Origin of the sequence: Cupriavidus basilensis OR16, assembly GCF_000243095.1 — a bacterium.
In the GTDB taxonomy this organism is placed as follows: domain Bacteria; phylum Pseudomonadota; class Gammaproteobacteria; order Burkholderiales; family Burkholderiaceae; genus Cupriavidus; species Cupriavidus basilensis_D.
Window position 1 is genome coordinate 1 of the sequence record NZ_AHJE01000128.1, and the last position, 22,107, is coordinate 22,107.

General features: G+C 66.8%; 13 protein-coding genes and 2 pseudogenes. 10 read left to right on the forward strand and 5 right to left on the reverse strand.

The genetic code is table 11. The features are described from left to right. The first annotated feature begins 90 nt into the window (after window positions 1–90). Window positions 91–921, forward strand: a complete 831-nt coding sequence (locus tag OR16_RS34345; protein WP_337459896.1) for a DUF3047 domain-containing protein — start codon at window positions 91–93, stop codon at window positions 919–921. A 5-nt stretch (window positions 922–926) separates the two neighbouring features. Here OR16_RS34345 and OR16_RS34350 read toward each other — a convergent pair whose 3' ends face one another. Next, entirely contained in the window at window positions 927–2,120 is a 1,194-nt protein-coding gene (locus tag OR16_RS34350; RefSeq protein WP_006163470.1) for a M20 aminoacylase family protein, read from the reverse strand. 311 nt (window positions 2,121–2,431) lie between these two features. Between OR16_RS34350 and OR16_RS34355 the strand changes: the two genes are divergently transcribed. The 5 genes from OR16_RS34355 to OR16_RS34375 all read left to right on the forward strand — a co-directional run bounded on the left by OR16_RS34355 (window position 2,432) and on the right by OR16_RS34375 (window position 8,235). Continuing rightward, window positions 2,432–4,018, forward strand: coding sequence for an ABC transporter substrate-binding protein (locus OR16_RS34355; RefSeq protein WP_006163471.1), 1,587 nt, complete (start codon window positions 2,432–2,434; stop codon window positions 4,016–4,018). 233 nt (window positions 4,019–4,251) lie between these two features. After that, a complete protein-coding gene (locus tag OR16_RS34360; RefSeq protein WP_006163472.1) occupies window positions 4,252–5,229 on the forward strand; it encodes an ABC transporter permease in 978 nt (325 codons plus the stop codon). 4 nt (window positions 5,230–5,233) lie between these two features. Continuing rightward, on the forward strand, window positions 5,234–6,154 hold the full coding sequence (locus OR16_RS34365; protein ID WP_006163473.1) for an ABC transporter permease: 921 nt from the start codon (window positions 5,234–5,236) through the stop codon (window positions 6,152–6,154). A gap of 21 nt (window positions 6,155–6,175) precedes the next feature. Then, on the forward strand, window positions 6,176–7,174 hold the full coding sequence (locus OR16_RS34370) for an ABC transporter ATP-binding protein (RefSeq protein ID WP_043422230.1): 999 nt from the start codon (window positions 6,176–6,178) through the stop codon (window positions 7,172–7,174). Window positions 7,175–7,206: 32 nt separating this feature from the next. Further along, entirely contained in the window at window positions 7,207–8,235 is a 1,029-nt protein-coding gene (locus OR16_RS34375) for an ABC transporter ATP-binding protein (protein WP_192816478.1), read from the forward strand. A gap of 53 nt (window positions 8,236–8,288) precedes the next feature. Here OR16_RS34375 and OR16_RS34380 read toward each other — a convergent pair whose 3' ends face one another. Then, entirely contained in the window at window positions 8,289–9,458 is a 1,170-nt protein-coding gene (locus OR16_RS34380; RefSeq protein ID WP_006163476.1) for an ABC transporter substrate-binding protein, read from the reverse strand. Window positions 9,459–9,772: 314 nt separating this feature from the next. On the opposite strand from OR16_RS34380, the pseudogene OR16_RS34385 reads away from it, so the two are divergent. Both OR16_RS34385 and OR16_RS34390 read left to right on the forward strand, forming a co-directional pair. After that, window positions 9,773–11,883, forward strand: a pseudogene (locus tag OR16_RS34385) (molybdopterin-containing oxidoreductase family protein). Window positions 11,884–11,888: 5 nt separating this feature from the next. Further along, window positions 11,889–13,082 (forward strand): aminopeptidase, encoded by a 1,194-nt coding sequence (locus tag OR16_RS34390; protein ID WP_006163477.1) that lies wholly within the window; start codon window positions 11,889–11,891, stop codon window positions 13,080–13,082. A 16-nt stretch (window positions 13,083–13,098) separates the two neighbouring features. Here OR16_RS34390 and OR16_RS34395 read toward each other — a convergent pair whose 3' ends face one another. The 3 genes and pseudogenes from OR16_RS34395 to OR16_RS34405 all read right to left on the reverse strand — a co-directional run bounded on the left by OR16_RS34395 (window position 13,099) and on the right by OR16_RS34405 (window position 19,304). Beyond that, window positions 13,099–14,361 (reverse strand): branched-chain amino acid ABC transporter substrate-binding protein, encoded by a 1,263-nt coding sequence (locus tag OR16_RS34395; protein ID WP_043422236.1) that lies wholly within the window; start codon window positions 14,359–14,361, stop codon window positions 13,099–13,101. Window positions 14,362–14,467: 106 nt separating this feature from the next. After that, a pseudogene (locus tag OR16_RS34400) lies at window positions 14,468–17,522 on the reverse strand (carboxyl transferase domain-containing protein). Window positions 17,523–17,573: 51 nt separating this feature from the next. Then, window positions 17,574–19,304, reverse strand: coding sequence for an AMP-binding protein (locus tag OR16_RS34405; protein ID WP_006163481.1), 1,731 nt, complete (start codon window positions 19,302–19,304; stop codon window positions 17,574–17,576). A 231-nt stretch (window positions 19,305–19,535) separates the two neighbouring features. Here OR16_RS34405 and OR16_RS34410 point away from each other — a divergent pair, with 231 nt between their 5' ends. Next, on the forward strand, window positions 19,536–20,201 hold the full coding sequence (locus OR16_RS34410; protein ID WP_006163482.1) for a TetR/AcrR family transcriptional regulator: 666 nt from the start codon (window positions 19,536–19,538) through the stop codon (window positions 20,199–20,201). 195 nt (window positions 20,202–20,396) lie between these two features. Continuing rightward, complete coding sequence (locus OR16_RS34415) at window positions 20,397–22,079, forward strand: long-chain fatty acid--CoA ligase (RefSeq protein ID WP_006163483.1); 1,683 nt, start codon at window positions 20,397–20,399, stop codon at window positions 22,077–22,079. Window positions 22,080–22,107 lie beyond the last annotated feature (28 nt).

The window sequence follows — 22,107 nt, forward strand, 5'->3', positions numbered from 1 at the left end:
CCTGTCGGTGCTGACCGGTGTGGTAGGTACGCTGATTTTACGGGTTGCGGCACACTCGAAACGGCATCCACGCCGCGGGGACCGATCCCGTTGTCGGGCCCTGGCGCCATGGCCGCGGTCTCGTCGAACGATTGCAGCAGCATCGCCGTCAGGCTCGCTGAACCGGCGGATGTGCCGGTTTCCGCCGAGAACGCGGCGGCGGACCTGATGACGACGACGAGCCCGGACCCAGCCGAAGCCGATCACACCAGTGAGCCGGAAGGCCCCCCCCCCCTGAAGCGCTTGCCACTGTTTTCCGCGACGCCAAGCGGGCTTGGCAAACCGGCAGGCTGGCAGCCCTGGACCGTCAATCGCAACAAGATTCCCACCCGCTATACCCTGGCAGAAGTCGACCAGCGCATGGTGTTGCATGCCGAAGCCGACAGTTCGGCATCCGGCCTGTACGTGCCGCTGGTCGGACGCGAGCCAGGCATGCTGAACTGGACGTGGAAGACGCGCGACGTGATCCGCAGCGCTGACAACGCATTGGCACCGCGTGAAGACTCCCCGCTACGCATCTTTGTCGCCTTCGATGGCGATAAGGGCAGCCTGTCGCTGAAGGATCAACTGATGTACGAGATGGCGCGGCTGACGACCGGGCGCGAGATGCCCTACGCCACGCTGATGTACATCTGGGGCGGGCGCAAGCCCGAGGGATCCGTGGTGTCGAATCCGCACACCGAGCGTGTGCGGATGATCGTGGTCGACTCCGGTACCCGGCATACCGGCGAATGGCGTTGCCACCGGCGCGACTTGCGCGCCGACTATCGCAAGGCCTTCGGGGCGGATCCGGGCAAGGTCGTGGCGATCGGCATCATGACCGATACCGACAACACCAAGAGCCGTGCCGAAAGCTGGTACGGCGACATCGCGCTGGACTGACTCGCTCAGGCCCGCGCGAGCCACTTCTCCACCAGCTTCACGAAGAAGGTGGAGCCGACCGGCAGGATCTCGTCGTTGAAGTCATAGCTGGGGTTGTGCAGCATGCAGGGTCCGAGGCCGTGGCCGGCTTCGCGGTGCACGCCTTCGCCATTGCCGATGAACAGGTAGCAACCGGGCTTTTCCAGCAGCATGAAGGAGAAGTCCTCGGCGCCCATGGTCGGCTCGATCTTGCCGTCGACATTGCCCGCGCCCACCAGTTCGCTCGCCACGTCGACCGCGAACGCGGTTTCTGCCTCGCTGTTGACGGTGGGCGGATAGTTGCGATGAAACTCGAATTCCACCGTGCAATCGAAGGCGCTCGCCACGGCCTTCGAGACTTCCTCCATGCGGCGCTCGATCAGGTCCAGCACCGGCAGCGTGAAGGTGCGCACCGTGCCGCCGAGCCAGACCTGGTCCGGCACGATATTGGTGGCATCGCCGCCATGGAACTGGGTGACCGAGATCACGGCGGCATCGATCGGGCGCTTGTTGCGGGTGATGATGCCCTGCAGCGCGGAGACGATCTGCGCGCCGGTGAAGACCGGGTCGTTGCCGTTGTGCGGCAATGCAGCATGCGCGCCCTTGCCGCGCACGACGATGCGGAATTCGTTGCTGGACGCCATCAGCGGGCCGGCGGTGGTGCCGAAGCTGCCGGCCGGCATGCCGGGCCAGTTGTGCATGCCGAACACGGCATCGCACGGGAAGCGCTCGAAGAGGCCATCCTTGATCATCTCGCGTGCGCCGCCGCCGCCTTCTTCGGCCGGCTGGAAGATCAGGTTGACGGTGCCATCGAAATTCCGGTGCTCGGTCAGATAGCGTGCCGCACCCAGCAGCATCGCGGTGTGGCCGTCATGGCCGCAGGCATGCATGCGGCCGTCGTGCTGGGAGCGGTGGCCAAAGGTGTTGGCCTCCTGCAGCGGCAGGGCATCCATGTCCGCGCGCAGGCCGATGCTGCGCTTGCTGCTGCCGTTGCGAATCACGCCGACCAGGCCGGTGGTGCCAAGGCCGCGATGCACCTCGATGCCCCAGGCAGCAAGGTTCTGCGCCACCACGTCGGATGTCCGTTCCTCCTTGAAGCACAGTTCCGGATGGGCGTGGATGTCGCGTCGGATGCTGCGGATTTCGGACTGCGCCTGAAGAATTTCGGGGATGAGTGTCATGATGCCAGTTGAGGGCGTTGGATACCCCGATCATACGACGCCTAAGTCCAAAGCGCCAAAACAGGCACCTGGCAGGACACTTCCGCCACTTTCACAGGCGTTCCCGAGGCGTATCACCGTCAACCAGCGCGGGGGTTTCCCCGCATTGCCCCGCATGGTGCAGTGCTGGAACAGTTCATGCTTGATGTGCTTGCCTGGCAACGTTGCCGCCTGTCGCGTCCCTAGCCGCACCAAAATGCGGCGCTTGGCGCGATTTGCCTGCGCTGCCCTTAGTAGTCAGTTGCCACATTTCTTCCCGGGAGAGTTGCGCGATGTCCCTTCGCACATGCAAGAAGGCATTCGGTGCCATGGTGGTAACCGCGGCCATGAGCTTCGGTTTTGCCAGCCAGGCCCACGCGGTCGATTTCAAGCTGGCCATGAGTTCGCCCCCGACCTCGATGGATCCGCACTTCTACAACCTGTTCTCCAACATCAACGTCTCCGAGCACATGTTCGAGTGCCTGGTGAAGATGGATGCGGACAGCAAGATCATTCCCGGCCTGGCCGAGTCCTGGAAGCTGGTGAATAACCTGACCTGGGAGTTCAAGATCCGCAAGGGCGTGAAGTTCCACGATGGCTCGGAGCTCACCACCGACGACATCGTCTGGTCGCTCGAGCGTCCGTCCACCATCCAGAACAGCCCCGGCAAGTTCGACGTCTACACCAAGGCGATCATCAACAAGAAGGTGATCGACAAGTACACCATCCAGCTCACCACCAACACGCCGTATCCGCTGATGCTGAACGACCTGACGTCGATCTTCATCGTGCAGAAGAAGGCCACGCAGGGCCTGACCTCGGACGACTTCGCGCAAGGCAAGGGCATGATCGGCACCGGCCCCTTCAAGTTCGTCAACTATGCGCGCGACGACCGGGTGGACCTGGTGAAAAACCCTGACTACTGGGGCCCCAAGCCCGCCTGGGACAAGGTGACGCTGCGCTTCATCCCGAACCCGGCCACCCGTATGGCGGCGCTGCTGTCCGGCGACGTGCAGGCCATCGAGAACGTGCCGACGCCGGACCTGCCGCAGGTGCGCAAGGATCCGAAGCTGTCGTTCTTCTCCAAGATCTCGCACCGCGTGATCTACCTGTACACCGATGACAAGAAAGACAAGTCGCCTTTTGTCACCACCAAGGAAGGCGCGCCGATGGACAAGAACCCGCTGAAGGATGCGCGCGTGCGCAATGCCATCAGCATGGCCATCAACCGCCAGGGCATCAAGGACCGCCTGATGGAAGGCCTCGCCGAGCCGACCAACAACCTGGTGCCGCCCACGCTGTTCGGCTACAACCCGAACCTGAAGACGGTCAAGTACGACCCGGAAGGCGCCAAGAAGCTGCTGGCCGAGGCGGGCTATCCGAACGGTTTCGGCATTACGCTGCACACGCCGAACAACCGCTATGTCAATGACGAGAAGATCGCCCAGACCATTGCGCAGAACCTGACCCGCATCGGCATTGCGACCAAGGTAGAGGGGATGCCGATGGCAACCTATTCTTCCAAGGGTATCAAGCACGAATTCTCGTTCGGCTTGCTGGGCTGGGGCGCGCAGACCGGTGAAGTGAGCTCGCCGCTACGCGCGCTGCTGGCTTGCGAGGATGCGAAGAAGGGCTTTGGCACAACCAACTGGGGTGAGTACTGCAATCCCAAGATGGACGTGGTGCTGGAGAAGGCGCTGGCCACCGTGGATGACGGCGAGCGTTCCAAGCTGCTGCAGGAGGCTACCGCGATTGCCATCAACGACGGCGGTATCATCCCGATCCACCAGCAGGTGACCACCTGGGCCACCCAGAAGGGCATCACATACGTGCCGCGTACCGACGAACGGACGTACGCGCACAATTTCAAGCCGCAGTGAAACGAAGGCCTGGGCAGTAGCGGTGATGTCGGGGGGGGCGAGCACAGCGCCGCGCCCCCCGGACACAAGAACACTTGCAGGTAACAGCGGGAAGCGTCCGCGGTCTGGGTGGCCGCTTCCCGACGAATCATCCCCGGACGGTAGCCGGGCCTAGCCACGAGCCGACTGCCGGTGCAGCCAGGCGGCGCCCACAAGCGCCGTGGCCTGTCATCGGCGAAGGAAAGCTTCCGAACATGCTGGTTTTCATTATTCGGCGCCTGATGCAGAGCGTAGTCGTGCTCTTCGTCATGTCGCTGCTGGTTTTCCTGGGCGTCTTTGCCATTGGCAACCCGGTCGATATCCTGATCAATCCTCAGGCCGACCAGGAGGACATCAAGCGCACCATCGCAGCGCTCGGTCTCGACAAGCCCCTTTGGGAACAATACTGGATCTTCCTGCGCAACGCGCTGCACGGAGATCTCGGCACCTCGTTTGCGCACGGCACGCCCGCGCTCAAGCTGATCTTCGAGCGCATGCCGGCCACCATGGAACTCGCCGTGTGCGCCATCCTGCTGGCCGTGCTGCTCGGCATCCCGCTCGGACTGTGGGCGGGCCTGCGTCCTGGCGGCGTGGCCGGCAAAACCATCATGGGCGTCTCCATCCTCGGCTTTTCACTGCCCACTTTCTGGGTCGGGCTGATGCTGATCATGGTGTTCGCGGTGCAACTGGGCTGGCTGCCGTCCAACGGACGTGGTGAAACCACCTCGTTGCTGGGGATCCCGGTCAGCTTCCTGACGGTGGATGGCCTGCGCCACTTGCTGCTGCCGGCGGTGACGCTGTCGCTGCTCAATATCGCCATGGTGATCCGTCTCACGCGGGCCGGCACGCAGGAAGCGATGCTGATGGACTACGTAAAGTTCGCGCGGGCCAAGGGCCTGTCCAATACCCGCATCGTTGGCGTGCACGTGCTCAAGAACATCATGATCCCGATCGTCACGGTGATCGCGCTGCAGTTCGGCTCGATCATCGCCTTCGCCATCGTGACCGAATCGATCTTCGCCTGGCCCGGCATGGGCAAGCTGATCATCGATTCCATCCAGTTGCTCGACCGGCCGGTCATCGTGGCCTACCTGATGGTGATCGTGACCCTGTTCATCCTGATCAACCTGCTGGTGGACATCATCTACAGCGTGCTCGATCCGCGCGTGCGTATCGCCGACAACAAGGGCTGAGCTCATGACAACCGCAACCGAAACCACCGCGGCCCCGCCGCCGCTCGCCGAGCAGACCCCGCTGCGGCGCTTCGCCAGCCAGTTTTTCTCGAGCAAGATCGCTGTGACCGGCCTGACCCTGCTGGCCATCGTCCTGCTGATCGCGCTGTTCGCGCCCTGGCTGTCGCCGCAGAACCCATATGACCTCGCTACGCTCGACGTGCTCGATGCGCGCATGGCCCCGGGCGAGCAGTCCGGCAGCGGCATGACCTTCCTGCTCGGCTCGGACGAGCAGGGCCGCGACATCCTCTCCGCCGTGATGTACGGGCTGCGCATCAGCATCGGCGTGGGTGTGGTCAGCACCGTGATCGCGCTGCTGCTGGGCGCCACGCTCGGCCTGATCGCCGGTTTCCTCGGCGGCCGCGTCGAGGCCATCATCATGCGTGTGGCCGACCTGCAGCTGTCGTTCCCGCCCATCCTGCTGGCGTTGATCCTGCTGGCGTTCCTGCGGCCCGGCATCGGCAATATCGTGATCGCGCTGGTGGCGGTGCAGTGGGCTTACTACGCCCGCACCACCCGCAGCGCGGCGCTGGTCGAGCGGCGCAAGGAATATATCGAGGCCGCCACCTGCCTGGGCCTGCCGCCGGGGCGGATCATGTTCCGCCACCTGCTGCCCAACTGCCTGCCGCCGCTGATCGTGATCGCGGCGCTGCAGGTGGCATCCGCCATCACGCTGGAGGCCACGCTGTCCTTCCTCGGCCTGGGCGTGCCCATTACCGAGCCGTCGCTGGGCTCGCTGATTGCCAACGGGCAACAATACATGTTGTCCGGCAAGTACTGGATCAGCTTCTTCCCGGGCATTGCGCTGGTGGTCACCATCGTGGCCATGAACCTGGTCGCCGACCAGCTTCGCGATGTACTCAATCCGCGCCTGCAAACGCAGTAACGCAGCACGACAGGAGCGAATATGAGCAAACCGACCCTAGTGGTGGAAGGCCTCAAAACCCAGTTTTTCACGCGCGGCGGTGTCGCGCGCGCAGTCGACGATGTCTCGTTCTCGGTCGGCCGCGGCGAGATCATGGGCCTGGTGGGCGAGTCCGGCTCGGGCAAGTCGATGACCGGCTACTCGATCATGGGCCTGATCGACCCGCCCGGCAAAGTGGTGGACGGCCGCATCGAGCTGACCAGCCGGGATGGCGTCACGCGCGACCTGCGCAACCTCACGCCGGCGCAGATGCGCGACGTGCGTGGCAACCGCATCGCGATGATCTTCCAGGACCCGATGATGACGCTGAACCCGGTCCTGCGCATCGACACGCAGATGATCGAGGCCGTCCTGGCGCATGAAAAGGTCGACAAGGCGGTAGCGCGCGAGCGCTCGCGCAACGCGCTGGCCCGCGTAGGGATTCCTTCGCCGGACGAGCGCCTGCGCGCCTATCCCCACCAGTTCTCGGGCGGCATGCGCCAGCGCGTGGCGATTGCCATCGCGCTGCTGAACAAGCCCGACCTGATCATCGCCGACGAGCCCACCACCGCGCTGGACGTCACCATCCAGGGCCAGATCCTCTACGAGATGCAGAAGCTGTGCCGCGAGTCAGGTACCGCGCTGATCTGGATCACCCACGACCTGTCCGTGGTCGCCGGGCTGGCTGACACCGTGTGCGTGATGTACGCGGGCAAGATCGTCGAAGCCGGCGATGTGCGCCAGGTGCTGGAGCGGCCCGAGCATCCCTACACGCACGGCCTGATCAGTTCCGCGCCGTCGCGCAATCCGCGCGGCGCGCCGCTGCGGCAGATTCCCGGCATGACGCCCTCGTTGCTGAACCTGCCGGCGGGCTGTGCGTTTCGCGAGCGCTGCGCCTACGCCACCGATGTGTGCAAGACAACGCCGCCGCTCGACACCGCGGCAGACGGGCGCCGCCTGCGCTGCTTTCATCCGGTTCTCTCCCAGCAGGAGGCCGCATGAGCGCCGCCGTTGTTGATCCCGCACTCGCCGCCATGACGACTGATCCCCGCACCGAACCCACGCCCAACGCGCCCATCCTCGAACTGCAGGGCGTGTCCAAGCGCTTCGTCAAATCGCTCGACGCCGCGGCCAGGATCGCCAACCTGTTCGGCGCCGGGGCGAAAGAGGAAGTGGTGCATGCGGTCGACCGGGTCGACCTGTCCATTCGCGCGGGCGAGGTGGTGGGCCTCGTCGGCGAATCCGGCTGTGGCAAATCCACGCTGGGCCGCATGGCGGTCGGCCTGCATTCGCTGACGGAGGGCTCGCGGCTGTGGCGGGGCGTCGACCTGGACCGCCTGCCGCCGGAGAAGAAGCGCGAGAAGCAACTGGCGATCCAGATGATCTTCCAGGATCCGTATGCATCGCTGAATCCGCGCTTGCGCGTGATGGATATCGTTGGCGAGGCGCCGGTCGTGCACGGCATGGTGCCGGCCAGCGACCAGAAGCGCTATGTGGAAGACATGCTGGTGCGCGTGGGCATGGACCCGACCGTGCTGCGCCGCTTCCCGCACCAGTTCTCGGGCGGGCAGCGCGCGCGCATCGGGATTGCGCGCGCGCTCGCAGTCAAGCCTGAATTCCTGGTGTGCGACGAGTCGGTGGCGGCGCTGGATGTCTCGATCCAGGCGCAGGTGCTGAATCTCTTCATGCGCTTGCGGCAGGACCTCAACCTGACCTATCTGTTCATCAGCCATGATCTGGGCGTGGTCAAGCACATCAGCGACCGGGTGGTGATCATGTACCTGGGGCGGGTGGTGGAGTCGGCGCCGGCGGAAGATGTATTCGCCAGTCCCAACCATCCCTATACGCAGGCGCTGCTGGCCGAAGCCCCAAAGCTGGAAGTGGGCAAGAAGACCTTCGTGGCGATCAAGGGCGAGATCCCTTCGCCGCTGAATCCGCCGCCGGGTTGCCATTTCCATCCGCGTTGCCCGCACGCGATGCCGCGTTGCCGGGAGGAGCAGCCGTTGTTGAAGGAAATCGCGCCGATGCGGTTTTCGGCTTGCCACCTGAACGACATGGCGTAGGTGTCGTCAGCACCGGGCCCGTCTGGCGCAGGCGCGAGACAGGCCATGCAGCCTTAGCGGATCACCTGCCCCCGCGAGTTGATGATGGTCATTTCGACGAATTTCGATCCGACGTGGCTGTCCGGGCTGAAGTTGACGATGTAGCCGCCCAGGTCGACGTTTCTCATGCTTTCCAGCGCGGTGATCAGCTTTTCGCGGGTGAGATCCTTGCCGGCGCGGCGCGTGCCTTCCACAAAGGCCTTGGCGGCGATGAAGCCTTCGATGCTGGCGTAGTCGAATTCGTTGGGCTTGCCGGCCGCCTGCAGCAGGCGCAGGTATTCGCGCACCACCGGCAGCGTCGCGTTGCCAGGGTGGGGCATGACCTGCGAGATGATCACGCCGCTGCCCTTGGCGCCCACTTCCTTGGCAAGCGCCTGGGTGCCGACGAACGAGACGTTATAGAACTGCCCGTTGAAGCCGCGCCGCAGCGCTTCCTTCACGAAGGCGCCGCTGGTCCGGTACGCATTGATCATCACCACCGCGTCAGGCTTGGACTTCATGGAGCCCTGCATGGCATCGCCGATTTCCACCGTATTGCGCACCACGCCCTCGCGGGCGACGATCTGCACGCCGCTGTCGGGTGCGGCCTTGAGGGCGCGCTCTAGCGCTTCCAGGCCGGCCTTGCCGTAGGCGTCCTCGTTGTAGACCACTGCTATACGCTTGAGGCCGGTGACGCTGACCTGGCGCAGGATCGCCGCGGCTTCCTCGTTGAAGCCGGCGCGTACGTGGAAGGCATAGCGGTTGAACGGCTCGCGCAGCGACTGGGCGCCGCTGTAGGGCGCAAAGAACGGCACCCTGGCCTGGGTGGCCAGCGGCAGCGAGGCCTCGCCGGTCTCGGTGCCCACGTAGCCGAATAGCGCGAAGACGTGGTCCTCGTCGATCAGCGCGCGGGTGTTCTTGGCGGCGGCTTCCGGCTCGTTGAAGTCGTCGAGCACCTTGAGTTCGATCTTGCGGCCATAGATGCCGCCATGCTGGTTGAGGTAGTCGAAGTAGAGCCGCGCGCCGGAATTGAGCTGCTTGCCGAGCATGGCGGTAGGCCCGGTGAGCGCAGCCGACTGGCCCAGCAGGATGGTGTCCGCGCTGACGCCGTTCTCGGCGCTGGCATTGGCAACGAATGAGCCGATGGCGCATGCCACCAGCAGGCCGGCAATGCGCCAGCTCCTGACCCCAGAATGCACTTGCATGGTTTCCCCGTGAAAAACGGTGTGTTCTTTACCCGTGAATGCCTTGCCGGTCTGTGCCGGCGCTGCTCTGGCGCCATTCCCCGGCGCAGCGTCGGGCTATCATAATCGAATACAATCAGAGCCTAACAATTTCCCCCGGCGGCGCCCGTCGGGGCGATGCCGGCGTACAACACGCGATGCCACCAGGCTAGTCCGGCAACGGCCTTTACCGCACGGTGACAAGGTCCCGCCGCGTGTGGCTGCCCCGCCGCCCCGATGCATGCTGCCCCATGACAGTCGCGCCGACCGTCCCCAATTGCTTGCCAGGAGAATTCATGGCTTCCCGCATCGTCCGTGCCGCTTGCCCGCACGATTGTCCTGATACCTGTGCCTTGCTCGTCACCGTCGAAGACGGCCGCGCGACCAAGGTGGCGGGAGATCCCGACCACCCCGGCACGCAGGGCGTGCTGTGCACCAAGGTTTCGCGCTACACGGACCGCACTTACCACCCCGGCCGCCTGCTCACGCCGATGAAGCGGGTCGGCCCCAAGGGCGCAGGCAAGTTCGAGCCGATTTCCTGGGACGAAGCGCTGGATACCGTGGCCACCCGGCTGTCCGCCATCGCCGCGCGCGACCCGCAGGCCATCCTGCCGTACAGCTATGCCGGCACCATGGGACTGGTGCAGGGCGAGAGCATGGCGGCGCGCTTCTTTCACAAGCTCGGCGCCTCGCTGCTTGACCGCACGATCTGCGCCAGCGCCGGCGCCACGGCGCTGCGCTACACCTACGGCGCCAGCATCGGCATGGATATCGAGCATGTGCCCGAGGCCAAGCTCATCATCATCTGGGGCGGTAACCCGATCGCTTCCAACCTGCATTTCTGGACCCGCGTGCAGGAAGCCAAGCGGCGCGGCGCCACCCTGGTGGCGATCGACCCTTACCGCTCGCTGACCGCCGAAAAATGCCATCGCCATATCGCCCTCATGCCCGGCACCGACGGCGCGCTGGCGCTGGCGATGATGCACGTGCTGATGCGCGATGACCTGCTCGATGTTGAGTACATCGCGAGCCACACGGTGGGGTTCGAGGCGCTGCGCGAACGTGCCCGGGCTTACACCCCGGAGCGCGCGGCCGGGATCTGCGGCATCAGCGTGGACGACATCGAATGGCTGGCCGGCCTCTACGGGCAACTGGCGGTGCGGGAGCGCCAGCCGGTGGCGATCCGCCTGAACTACGGCATGCAGCGTGCGCACGGCGGCGGCCAGGCGGTGCGCGCGGTGGCCTGCCTGCCGTCGCTCGTGGGTGCCTGGCGCCACGCGGCCGGTGGCCTGCAGCTGTCCACTTCGGGCTTCTTTCCGGTGGACAACCTGGCGCTGCAGCGTCCGGACCTGCTGCCGGGCCTGCCGGCGCTGCCGCGCACGGTCAACATGAGCACCATCGGCGACGCGCTGCTGGATGCCGGTGACGGCGCGGGCAACCCCAAGATCGAGGCGCTGGTGGTCTACAACAGCAATCCGGTGGCGGTGGCACCGCAGTCGGCCAAGGTGGCCGAAGGCTTCGCGCGTGAGGACCTGTTTACCGTGGTGCTGGAGCAGTTCCGCACCGATACGGCTGACTACGCCGACATCCTGCTGCCGGCCACCACCCAGCTCGAGCACGTGGATGTGCACAAGGCCTACGGCCATACGTACTTCCTGGCCAACAACCAGGCCATCGCGCCGCTGGGCGAGGCCGTGCCCAACACCGAGATCTTCCGCCGCCTGGCCCAGCGCATGGGCTTTGCCGAGCCGTGCTTTGCCGATAGCGACGAAGACATCGCCGCCCAGGCCATCGTGGCCACGGACCCGCGCGCGGCAGGCATCAGTTGGGAATCCCTCAAGGCACAAGGCTGGCAAAAGCTCAACCTGCCGGCGGCGCCGCTCGCCGAGGCGGCTTTGCCACGGCGTCCGGCAAGTGCGAGTTCTACTCGGAGACCATGCGCCGCGACGGCCTCGATCCCTTGCCTGACTACGTGCCCCCGTACGAGGCCCCCGCGAGCGCACCGGAACTGGCTGCGCGCTATCCGCTGGCGATGATCTCGCCGCCGGCGCGCAATTTCCTCAACAGCTCGTTCGTCAACGTCGACAGCCTGCGCGCCACCGAAGGCGAGCCGCACCTGGACATCCATCCCGAGGACGCCGCCCCGCGCGGCATCGCCAACGGCAGCATGGTGCGCGCTTTCAACGACCGCGGCAGCATGCTGGCGCGGGCCCGCGTGACCGACCGGGCCCGGCGCGGGCTGGTGGTGGGACTGTCGATCTGGTGGAAGAAGCTGGCGCCGGACGGCAAGAACGCCAACGAGCTCACCAGCCAGCGGCTGACCGACCTGGGCCGTGCGCCGGTGTTCTACGATTGCCTGGTGCAAGTGGAAGCTGCGCCGGCCACGGCTGCTACGGCCACCGCCTAGCCGCCATGAACCCGCGCCTGGCACGCACGCTTCAAGCCCTGGCTGCACTGGGGCTTGCCGCACTGCTGTCCGGCTGCGATACGGTTGGCTACTACGCGCAGTCGATCGGCGGCCACCTTGGCGTGATGGCGGATTCACGGCCATTGCCCGACGCCATCGCCGCGGCGCAGCAGGCCAAGGATACGCGGCTGGCGCAGCGCCTGGCGCTCGCCGGCACCATCCGCGACTTTGCCTCGCATGAGCTGAAGCTGCCGGACAACGGCAGCTACCGGCGCTACGCCAACCTGCACCGCTCGTATGTGGTTTGGAGCGTGTTCGCCACCCCCGAGCTGTCGATGGAGCTGCACAAGTGGTGCTTCCTGGTGGTGGGCTGCATCAGCTATCGCGGCTACTACGCACAGGCGGATGCCGACAGCTATGCGGAGGGCCTGCGCAAGGAGGGCCTTGAGCCTTATGTCGCCGGCATCCCGGCGTATTCCACGCTGGGCTATTTCGACGACCCGCTACTCAATACCTTCGTCTACCAGCCCGAAGGCGAACTGGCCCGGCTGATCTTCCACGAACTTGCGCATCAGGTGGTCTACGTGCGCAATGACACTACCTTCAACGAGTCCTTTGCCACCGCGGTGGAAACGGCCGGGGTGGAGCGCTGGCTGGCGCTGGCGGCGTCGCCCGATGCCCGCGCCAGCTACCGCCGGTACGACCTGCGCCGCCAGCAATTCCGCGCGATGCTGCTGGACACGCGCGATCGGCTCGATGTGCTCTATCGCTCGCCCTTGCCAGACGATGCCAAGCGAGCCGGCAAGGCGGAGATCTTCGCCAGCCTGCGTGCGCGCTATGCGAAGCTCAAGGAGGGGTGGGGCGGCTACAGCGGCTACGACCGCTGGTTCGAGCGGCCGCTGACCAACGCCCAGCTTGCCGCGGTGGCGACCTACCAGCAATGGGTGCCGGCTTTCACGGCGCTGCTGGCGCGAAGCGGTGGCGACTGGACGGCGTTCTATGCCGAAGCCCGGCGCATCGGCGAGTTGCCGCGTGCCGAGCGCGATGCGCGCCTGCGCCAGTTGGCGCCGCCGGCCAGCGGCAGCGATGCACTGACCGCCGGCGAGAGCGGGACCGCGGTGGGTGCGGCGATCGGCGCGGCACGCGCCAGCGGCGCGCCCGACACGCCATCCGCGCCCGCCGCCGGCAGCAAGCCTTGAAGTGCCGAGGCCCCGGCTAGGCGCCGGCCGGGCGCTTCATCCTGCAGACTGACGGCAGGTTCAGGTCTCCCCCTGCCGTGGTACTGTCAAGGCGGAAGCCGTATTGCGTGCCTTCCACGCCAACCTTGACGGTCTTGCCGTCCACCGGCGCGATGGTCGAGACCACCTGCGGCAGCAGCAACTGGTGATCGCTCTTGCGCATCAGCACGTCGCCCACGGGCGAGCGGTACTGCATGCCCTCGAGCGCAAACGCGATGCTGGTCGGGTCGTCGGATCTGGCGCGGCGAATCGCCTCGCTGAGCATTTGCACGGCGATCAGCACGCGCGGAGCGAAGTACTCGCCCGCCGGGGTTTGCCTGACCCGCGCGGCCAGGGCAGCCAGCACCGGATCGTCGCCGTTGGGCAGGTACTCGGCCACCCAGGTCAGGTGCGCGTTCTTTGCCTGCGCCACGGCCAGCACCGTGCCGGGCGCGCCGCCGCCGCTATGGTTCAGGTAGTTCAGCTCGTAGCCGGCCTCGCCGCCGGCCTTGATCAGCAGGCTGAGGTCCTGGCCCCAGTTGCCCGTGACCACGGTATCGGCGCCGCTTTCCTTGATCCGGCTCATGTACGGCGCGAAGTCCTTGACTCTCGCCAGCGGATGCAGCGCCTCGCCGACGAACTGCACGTCGGGCCGTGCTCCCGCGATCATCTGCCGCCCCAGTGCTGCCCAGATGCGGCCCTGGGTGTAATCCTGGTTAAGCAGGTAGACCTTGTGCATGCCTTTTTGCTCGCGCGCGAAATTGGCTAGCGCGCGCATCTTCATCGCCGTGTTCGCCTCGGTGGCGAAGTGCCAGAAGCTGCAGCGCGCGCCCGTCAGGTCGGGGTCGAGCGAGGCGTAGTTCATGATCAGGACGCGCTGCCCGGGGTTGCGCTCGTTGTGCCGGTTGACGGCCTCCACCAGCGCCGTGACCACCGGCGAGCCGGACGCGCCGGTGAACACCACGCGCACGCCGGCGTCGATGGCGCTTTGCAGCGCAATGAGGCTTTCCTGGGCCGAGAGCTTGTTGTCGTAGCTCACCAGCGCGTAGTTGCGCCCGAGCACGCCGCCCTGGGCGTTGGCGTCGTCGAGCGCGAACTTCAGGTTGGCCTGGAAGATCTGGCCCACATTGGCCAGCGGCCCGGACAACTGATCGATGAACGCCACCTTGATGGGCGCGGCGGCACTCTCTTGCGCTTTTTCCTGTGCCTGCAGCGCAGGTGCGCTGACCAGCGCCAACGCGGCAATGGCGACGCTACGCATGAACACACCGCGCGCCAGCGCGGCGATCCTGGCGGCGGCGCGCGGCGCGCGCTTCAAGTCTTGTGGCATCGATCCTCTCCTTCCTCGTTTGTCACCGCGCATCTTGTCACCACGTGTCGATGAAACGGCGCGATCCGGCTGCCGGCGTATCGCGCGCGCCCGATGCCGGGAGCGCCGAGGCCAGGCCGCGCAGCAACCAGTGGCGTGTGTCGGCCGGGTCGATGACGGCGTCGATTTCCAGGTGGCTAGCCATATTAAGCGCTCGTCCGCGCTGGTAAGCGCCCTCGATCATGCGCGCAAACAACGCTTCGCGCTCGTCCGGGTCGGCCACGGCTTCCAGTTCCTTGCGAAAACCCAGCCGGATCGAGCCCTCGATGCCCATCGCGCCGAACTCGCCACTGGGCCAGGCCACGGTAAAGAAAGGCGCGCTGAAGCTGCCGCCCGCCATGGCTTGCGCGCCCAGCCCATAGCCCTTGCGCAGCACCACCGTGAAGAAGGGCACGCGCAGCGCGCCGGCGGTGACGAACAGGCGCGAGACGTGGCGCACCGTGGCGGTCTTCTCCGCCTGCGGTCCCACCATGAAGCCGGGCGTGTCGCACAGCGAGACGATGGGCAAGCCGTGCGCATCGCACAACTGCATGAAGCGCGCGGCCTTGTCGGCGGCCGCGGCATCGATGGGGTGCCGCGGGTTGTTGGCGATGCAGCCGAAGGCGCGCCCTTCGATGCGGATCAGCGCGGTGATGATGCCCGCGCCAAAGGCGGCGCGCAGCTCCAGCACGGAGTCGTGATCGGCCAGCGCCGCGAGCACGCCGCGCATGTCGTAGCTGCGCAGCCGGTTCTCGGGAATCAGGTGGCGCAGCGCGCGCGCATCGCCGGCCTTCCAGTCGGGCAGGTCGCCCTGGAAGTAGGACAGGTAGCGGCGCGCCGTCTCCACCGCCGCCATCTCGTCGTCGACCAGCACGTCGATCACGCCGTTGGGGGCTTGCACGCTCACCGGGCCGACCTCCTCCGGCGCGAACACGCCGAGCCCGCCGCCTTCGATCATGGCCGGGCCGCCCATGCCGATGGTGGCGTTGCGCGTGGCGATGATCACGTCGGCGCAGCCTAGCAGCGCGGCATTGCCGGCAAAGCAGCGCCCGGAGACGATGCCGACCAGCGGCACCTGGCCGGACAGCCGCGCGAACTGGATGAAGGACGTGCAATCCAGCCCGGCCACCACCGGGGTGTCGGTGTCTCCGGGCCGCCCGCCACCGCCTTCGGCGAACAGCACCACCGGCAGGCGCCACTGGCGCGCCAGGGCCAGCATGCGGTCCAGCTTCTTGTGGCCGTAGAAGCCCTGGGTGCCGGCCAGCACCGTGTAGTCGTACGCCAGCACCATGCAGCGTGCATCGGTTGCCGGGAAGCGTTCGGCGTTGACGGTGCCGATGCCGGTGACGATGCCGTCGGCGGGCGTCGCGCGCTCCAGGTCTTCCACGCTGCGGCGCTGGCGCTGCGCGGCGATGGCAAGTGCGCCGTACTCGATGAACGAGTCCGCGTCGCACAGCTGGGCGATGTTCTCGCGTGCTGTGCGCCCGCCCCGGGCATGGTGCTTGTCCACCGCCTGCGGGCGGGCCGCGTCCTGCGTGAGCGCGTGGCGGGCCAGGGCGTCGCGCAAGTCCGCGCGGATATGGGCGGGATCCACGGCGGCGCTGGCATGCGTCCCGTGCTGGCTGCCTTCATCCATCGATAGCACGATCACCGGCGCGCCCGCGCGCAGCACGTCGCCGGGCGCGGCCAGCACGCGCAGGACTTCGCCCGCACCCGGCGCCTCCAGCCGATTGCTTGCGCGCTGCTGGCCGCGCCCACCGCATGCAGCACCGGATGCGCGGGCTCGCCGCCCTGCGCCTGCGCCGCGAGCGCCGGCAGCGCCCGCGTCCAGGTACTGCGTGTGGACTGCGTTGCGCCGCACATCGTCGCGCAGCAGCAGGTCCTGCAGCAGCCTGCGGTTGGTGTCGATGCCCTCGATGCGGAACTCGCACAGCGCGCGATAGGCCTGGGCCAGCGCGCGCGCGTAGTTGCCGCCGGGCTCATGCACGATCAGCTTGGCCAGCAGAGAGTCGAAGCGCGGGTTGACCGTCATGCCCGCATGGCCCGCGCCATCGACGCGCACGCCGGGGCCGCTGGGCGGCTCGTAGGCGTCGATGCGCCCGCTGGCGGGGCGCAACTGGCCCTGCGCGTCGAGGTGCTCCGCGTTGATGCGCAGCTGCACCGCGATGCCGCGCGGCGCGGGCGCTTGCGCCAGCCCGAGCCGGCCGAGATCCTGCCCGGCGGCGATGGCCAGCTGCACCTGGACCAGGTCCACGCCGGTCACCATTTCCGTGACGGTGTGCTCGACCTGCAAGCGCGGGTTGGCCTCCATGAACCAGAACTCGCCGTCGTTGCCCAGCAGGAACTCAAAGGTGCCGATGCCGCGATAGGCGCTGGCGCGCGCGAGCGTGATCGCGGCCTGCGCCAGCCGCACGCGCGTGCCGGCGTCGAGCGAAGGGCTGGGGGCCACCTCCACCAGTTTCTGGTGCCTGCGCTGCAGGCTGCATTCGCGCTCGCCCAGGGCAATCACGCCGCCGGCCGCATCCGCCACCACCTGGATCTCGATATGGCGCGGTGCATACACGATGCGCTCCACGTAGACGGCGCCGTTGCCGAACGCAGCCGTGGCTTCGGAGACGCAACGGGCATAAGCCTCGTCGATGTCCGCTGCCGCGTGCACCGCGCGCATGCCGCGCCCGCCGCCGCCGGCCAGCGCCTTGATCATCATGCCGGCCGGCTTGCCCGGCGCTTGCAGCGAGGCAAAGAACGCGTGCGTGGCCCACGGGCACGTCGCACTCGCGTGCCAGTGCGCGCGCGCGCGCGAACTCCGCATTCTCGGACAGCAGGCCGTAACCCGGGTGGACCACGTCGCAGCCGCTGCGGCGCGCGGCGTCAACTACCTGCGCGATATCGAGGTAGGCGCGCGGGCCGGTGCCGGGCAGCGCCACCGCGCCATCGGCCTTGCGCACGTGGAGGGCGTCGCGATCGTCCTCGCTGTACAGCGCCACGCTGTCCAGGCCCATGGCCGCGGCGGCGCGGGCGATGCGGATGGCGATTTCGCCGCGATTGGCGATCAGTAGCTTGCGGAACGTCATGATGCGAAGAAGGTGAGTGTGGCGCAGGTCATAGGGAAGGGCATCGCGGGGTCAGCCCAGCTGCTCGGCCAGCGGCGCCAGGTCCTGCTTGCGCACCTTGCCCGTGGCGGTGAGCGGCAGGGCGTCGACGATATGCACCAGCGGCACCTTGTAGACCGCCATGTTGGCGCGGCACCATTGCACCAGCGCGGCGTTGTCCACGGTGCCGACGGCCTCGGGCTTGAGCATGACAAAGGCCACGGGCAACTGGCCGCGGTCCTCATCCGCACGGCCCAGCACCGCCGAGCCGAGAATGGCCGGATGCTGGCCCAGCAGTGCCTCGATCTCGGCCGGGAACACGCTCATGCCGTTGACCTTGAGCATCTCCTTGCGGCGGCCCAGGTAGTGCAGATAGCCGTGCTCGTCGATCAGGCCGATGTCGCCAGTGTGGAACCAGCCGTTGCGCAGCGATTCGCGCGTCGCCTCGGGTTTGTTCCAGTAGCCTTTGAGCAGGGTCGGCGTGCGCACGCACAGCTCCCCCTCGGCGCCCGGCGGCAGCAGCTCGCCGCTGGCGAAGTCGCAGATCTTGAACTCGGTGCCGGGCACGGGCAGGCCGACAAAGATGGGCTGGGCGCGCAGGTCCAGGTCATCGTCCTGCATGCCGTAGGCAAAGGTGTTGCAGGTCTGCGTCTCGGTCATGCCCCAGGCGGTTTCGGCGATGACCGAGCCGGTCAGCGCCTGCCACGCGCGTCGATAAGGCAGGTTGAGCTTCTTGACGAAGGACGATACACCCACGTAGCGCAGCGAGCGCAACGCGTATTGCGCCGCGCGCGGGTGCTCCATCACCTCCACCGCGTTGTCCACCAGCATCGACGCGTTGGTGACCTGGTAGCGCTGCACCGCCGCCATGAAGGTCTCGGGATCCCAGCGCGCCAGCAGCACCAGCGGGATGCCGAAGAAGGCGGGGAAGATCAGGCAGAGGTTCTCGCCCGCGATCCAGAACTCGGGGAAGAAGCCCAGCATGACACTGTCGTCGGCCATGTCGAGCGAGACCGCGCCAAACGCGGCCGCCATGTCCACCATGTCGCCCTGGGTGTGGATGCAGCCCTTGGGCAGGCCCGTGGTGCCGCCGGTGTAGTTGAGCGCGGCCACGGCATCGAGCGAGGCCGGCGTGGCGGGGGCTGCGTGCGTGCACGCCGCCATCGCGCGCAGCAAGTCGATGGCGTGGCCGGCCGCTTCGCAATCATGGCGCGGCGCCTGCACCATGGGCGGCAGCGGCAGCGTGGGCTCGGCGGGAATCACATCGGCAAAGCTGGTCGAAAACAGCAGGGCGAGCGGATCCTGCGTGCCCAGCGCGGCGCGCGTTTCGCGCACCAGCGGCACCAGCTGGTCGAGCGCAATCAGCGCGCGCGGCGTGCTGTCGGCGAGCGCGTGCTGCAACTCGGCGCGCTGCGAGAGCGGGCTGATCGGCACGTACACGGCGCCCAGCTTGAGGATGCCGAAGAACACGATGTGGAACTGCGGGCAATTGGGCATCAGCACCGCCACGCGGTCGCCGGGGCCGATGCCGTGCGCCGCCAGCAGCGCGGCGCAGCGGTCGCTCTGCGCGTCGAGCTCCGCATAGGTGGTTTCGTGGCCGTAGAAGATCACCGCGGGGCGGTCCGGGCGGGTGCGGGCCCAGTGCCGCAGCATCTGCGTGAGCGGCTGGCGGCCGAGCGGATATTGCGGCGTGCGCGGGGCGCGCTCGGGCCATGCGCGCTGCCAGCGCGCATGCATCTCGGCCAGGTAGGTCGTCTCGTCCATTGCCATTGCCATTGGCGGTGTCTCCTTGCTGGTGGGCCGCCGAGCCGGCTTGGGCTGGCGAAATTTACTCTTTGGTATATTTGCTTACCCTTGGGTATGATCGTATTGGCATTGCCGTCATGCGTCAAGCCAGGCGCCGCCTGCGTGAAGCCGTGGCGGCCAGGGGTAGCGGGTCAACGCCAAAACGGGCTGCCAGGCCTTGCCAGCCCGGTGCCATGCGAGAATCGCGTCATGCCGACTGCACAGAAAACCGCTCCCGCCGCCGAGGCCGCGCCGGAGATCGCTCCGGACGCCGCACCCGCCCGCTCGCATATCGCCGAGCGGCAGGAAGCGCGCCGCCGCCAGATCCTCGATACCGCCGCCCAGCTCTTCTATACCAAGGGCTATCCCGGCATGACGATGAACGACCTGTGCCGCGCGCTCGGCGTGACCAAGCCGGCGGTGTACTACTACTTCACCGACAAGTACGCGATCTTCGACATCCTGTGCCGCGAGTCCGCGCAGACCTGCCTGCCGGTCATCCGCGAGACCGCCGACCCGGCCGCGCCGGTGCGCGAGCGCCTGCATGCCTGCCTGCTCGAAATGGCGCGGCGCTGCATTGCCTGCTATGTGCCCGCCACGCTCAGCTTTCGCGACAACCAGTACCTGCGGCCGGAAACGGTGACCTGGCTGGGCAATATGGCACGCGCCTTCTACCGCGACCTTTATGCGCTGCTGGAAGAAGGCAAGCGCGCGGGCGTGTTCAGCTACGGCGACGCGCGCGTGACCGCCCATGCGATCGGCAGTGTGGTTGGCTTCATGTACACGTGGCACCAGCCTGAGCGCATGGAGGCGCAGGCGCTGGCGGAAGAGCTGGCTACCAACATGATGAAGATGGTACTGCCGGTGAACGCCTGACTTCGGCATCGCTTCCGCCCCCTGGCGGGAGGCCACTAGGGGAATTCCCGAGTCCGGGTTGAACTGTGCGCTAAACTTCACGTCAGAAGGTGGAGAGGTTCCAGAGGACTTCATCTAACGTGTTGTCTTAACCGGGTCGCGCGTTTAGCATCTGTCGAAAATCGAACGACCATTCAGAAAATCAGGAGACGGTGCATGGAAAGACTGTGGCTGAAGCATTACCCGGCCGGCGTGCCTGCCGAGATCGATAGCAGCCAGTTCCGCTCGCTGGCCGAATTGCTCGAAGCATCCTTCCGCACCTATGCTGATCGCCGTGCCTTTGTGTGCATGGACAAGTCGATCACCTACGGCGAGCTCGACCGTCTCTCGCGGCAGTTCGCGGCGTGGCTGCAGTCGCGCGGGCTCAAGCCCGGTGCGCGCGTGGCCATCATGATGCCCAACGTGCTGCAGTATCCGGTGGTGCTGGCCGCCGTGCTGCGCGCGGGCTTCGTCGTGGTCAACATCAATCCGCTCTACACCCCGCGCGAGCTCGAGCATCAGCTCAAGGACAGCGGCGCGGAGGCGATCGTCATCCTGGAGAACTTCGCCACCACGCTGCAGCAAGTGCTGCCCGCCACGCCGGTCAAGCATGTGGTGGTGACCAGCATGGGCGACCTGCTGGGCGGCCTGAAGGGCGCGATCGTCAATTTCGTGGTGCGCAACGTCAAGAAGATGGTGCCGGCCTGGGAACTGCCCAACTGCGTGCGCTTCAACGCGGTGCTGGAGGAGGGCCGCGGCATGCAGTTGCAGCCCGCCGCCACGGGCCCGGACGACGTGGCCTTCCTGCAGTACACCGGTGGCACCACCGGCGTGTCCAAGGGTGCCGTGCTGCTGCACCGGAACATCGTCTCCAACGTGCTGCAGTCCGAAGCCTGGATGCAGCCGGCGCTGGCCAAGGGCGCGCCGATCGACCAGGTGGTCACCATCACGGCGCTGCCGCTGTATCACATCTTCGCGCTGACGGTCTGCTGCCTGCTGGGCATGCGCAGCGGCGGCCTGAGCGTGCTGATCCCCAATCCGCGCGATATCCCCGGCTTCATCAAGGAGCTGCAGAAGTACAAGTTCAACATGTTCCCGGCGGTCAATACGCTGTACAACGCGCTGATCAACAGCCCGGATATCGGCAAGGTCGACTTCTCCGGCCTGCGCGTGGCCAACGGCGGGGGCATGGCGGTTCAGGAAGCGGTGGCCAAGAAGTGGCTGGCCAGGACGGGCTGCCCGATCATCGAGGGCTACGGCCTGTCGGAGACCTCGCCTTCGGCAACCTGCAACCCGACCGATTCCGACGCGTTCTCCGGCACCATCGGCCTGCCGCTGCCGTCGACCGACATCGCCATTCGCGACGACGACGGCGCGGACGTGCCGCTCGGCCAGCCTGGCGAGATCTGCATCCGCGGCCCGCAGGTGATGGCCGGCTACTGGAACCGCCCGGACGAGACCGCCAAGGTCATGACGGCCGACGGCTTCTTCAAGTCCGGCGACATCGGCGTGATGGACGCGCGCGGCTACACCAAGATCGTCGACCGCAAGAAGGACATGATCCTGGTGTCCGGCTTCAACGTGTACCCGAACGAGGTCGAAGGCGTGGCCGCAGAGTGCCCGGGCGTGCTGGAGGTGGCGGCGGTGGGCGTGCCCGACGAGCATTCGGGCGAGGTGGTCAAGCTGTACGTGGTCCGCAAGGATCCCGCGCTGACCGAGGCCGAGCTGATTGCTTTCTGCAAGGAACGCCTGACCGGCTACAAGCGGCCCAAGTTCGTGGAGTTCCGCAGCGAGTTGCCCAAGACCAACGTGGGCAAGATCCTGCGCCGCGAGCTGCGCGACAGCCGCAAGGCTGCCTGAGCGGGATCCTGCTGCGCTCGCCGCAATA

Excerpts from the sequence above, each read along its gene's own strand:
- OR16_RS34415 (WP_006163483.1), top strand. The coding sequence starts at position 20,397 with ATGGAAAGACTGTGGCTGAAGCATTACCCGGCCGGCGTGCCTGCCGAG.
- OR16_RS34370 (WP_043422230.1), top strand. The coding sequence starts at position 6,176 with ATGAGCAAACCGACCCTAGTGGTGGAAGGCCTCAAAACCCAGTTTTTC.
- OR16_RS34410 (WP_006163482.1), top strand. The coding sequence starts at position 19,536 with ATGCCGACTGCACAGAAAACCGCTCCCGCCGCCGAGGCCGCGCCGGAG.
- OR16_RS34350 (WP_006163470.1), bottom strand. The coding sequence starts at position 2,120 with ATGACACTCATCCCCGAAATTCTTCAGGCGCAGTCCGAAATCCGCAGC.
- OR16_RS34360 (WP_006163472.1), top strand. The coding sequence starts at position 4,252 with ATGCTGGTTTTCATTATTCGGCGCCTGATGCAGAGCGTAGTCGTGCTC.
- OR16_RS34395 (WP_043422236.1), bottom strand. The coding sequence starts at position 14,361 with ATGCGTAGCGTCGCCATTGCCGCGTTGGCGCTGGTCAGCGCACCTGCG.
- OR16_RS34390 (WP_006163477.1), top strand. The coding sequence starts at position 11,889 with ATGAACCCGCGCCTGGCACGCACGCTTCAAGCCCTGGCTGCACTGGGG.
- OR16_RS34405 (WP_006163481.1), bottom strand. The coding sequence starts at position 19,304 with ATGGACGAGACGACCTACCTGGCCGAGATGCATGCGCGCTGGCAGCGC.
- OR16_RS34355 (WP_006163471.1), top strand. The coding sequence starts at position 2,432 with ATGTCCCTTCGCACATGCAAGAAGGCATTCGGTGCCATGGTGGTAACC.
- OR16_RS34365 (WP_006163473.1), top strand. The coding sequence starts at position 5,234 with ATGACAACCGCAACCGAAACCACCGCGGCCCCGCCGCCGCTCGCCGAG.
- OR16_RS34380 (WP_006163476.1), bottom strand. The coding sequence starts at position 9,458 with ATGCAAGTGCATTCTGGGGTCAGGAGCTGGCGCATTGCCGGCCTGCTG.
- OR16_RS34375 (WP_192816478.1), top strand. The coding sequence starts at position 7,207 with ATGACGACTGATCCCCGCACCGAACCCACGCCCAACGCGCCCATCCTC.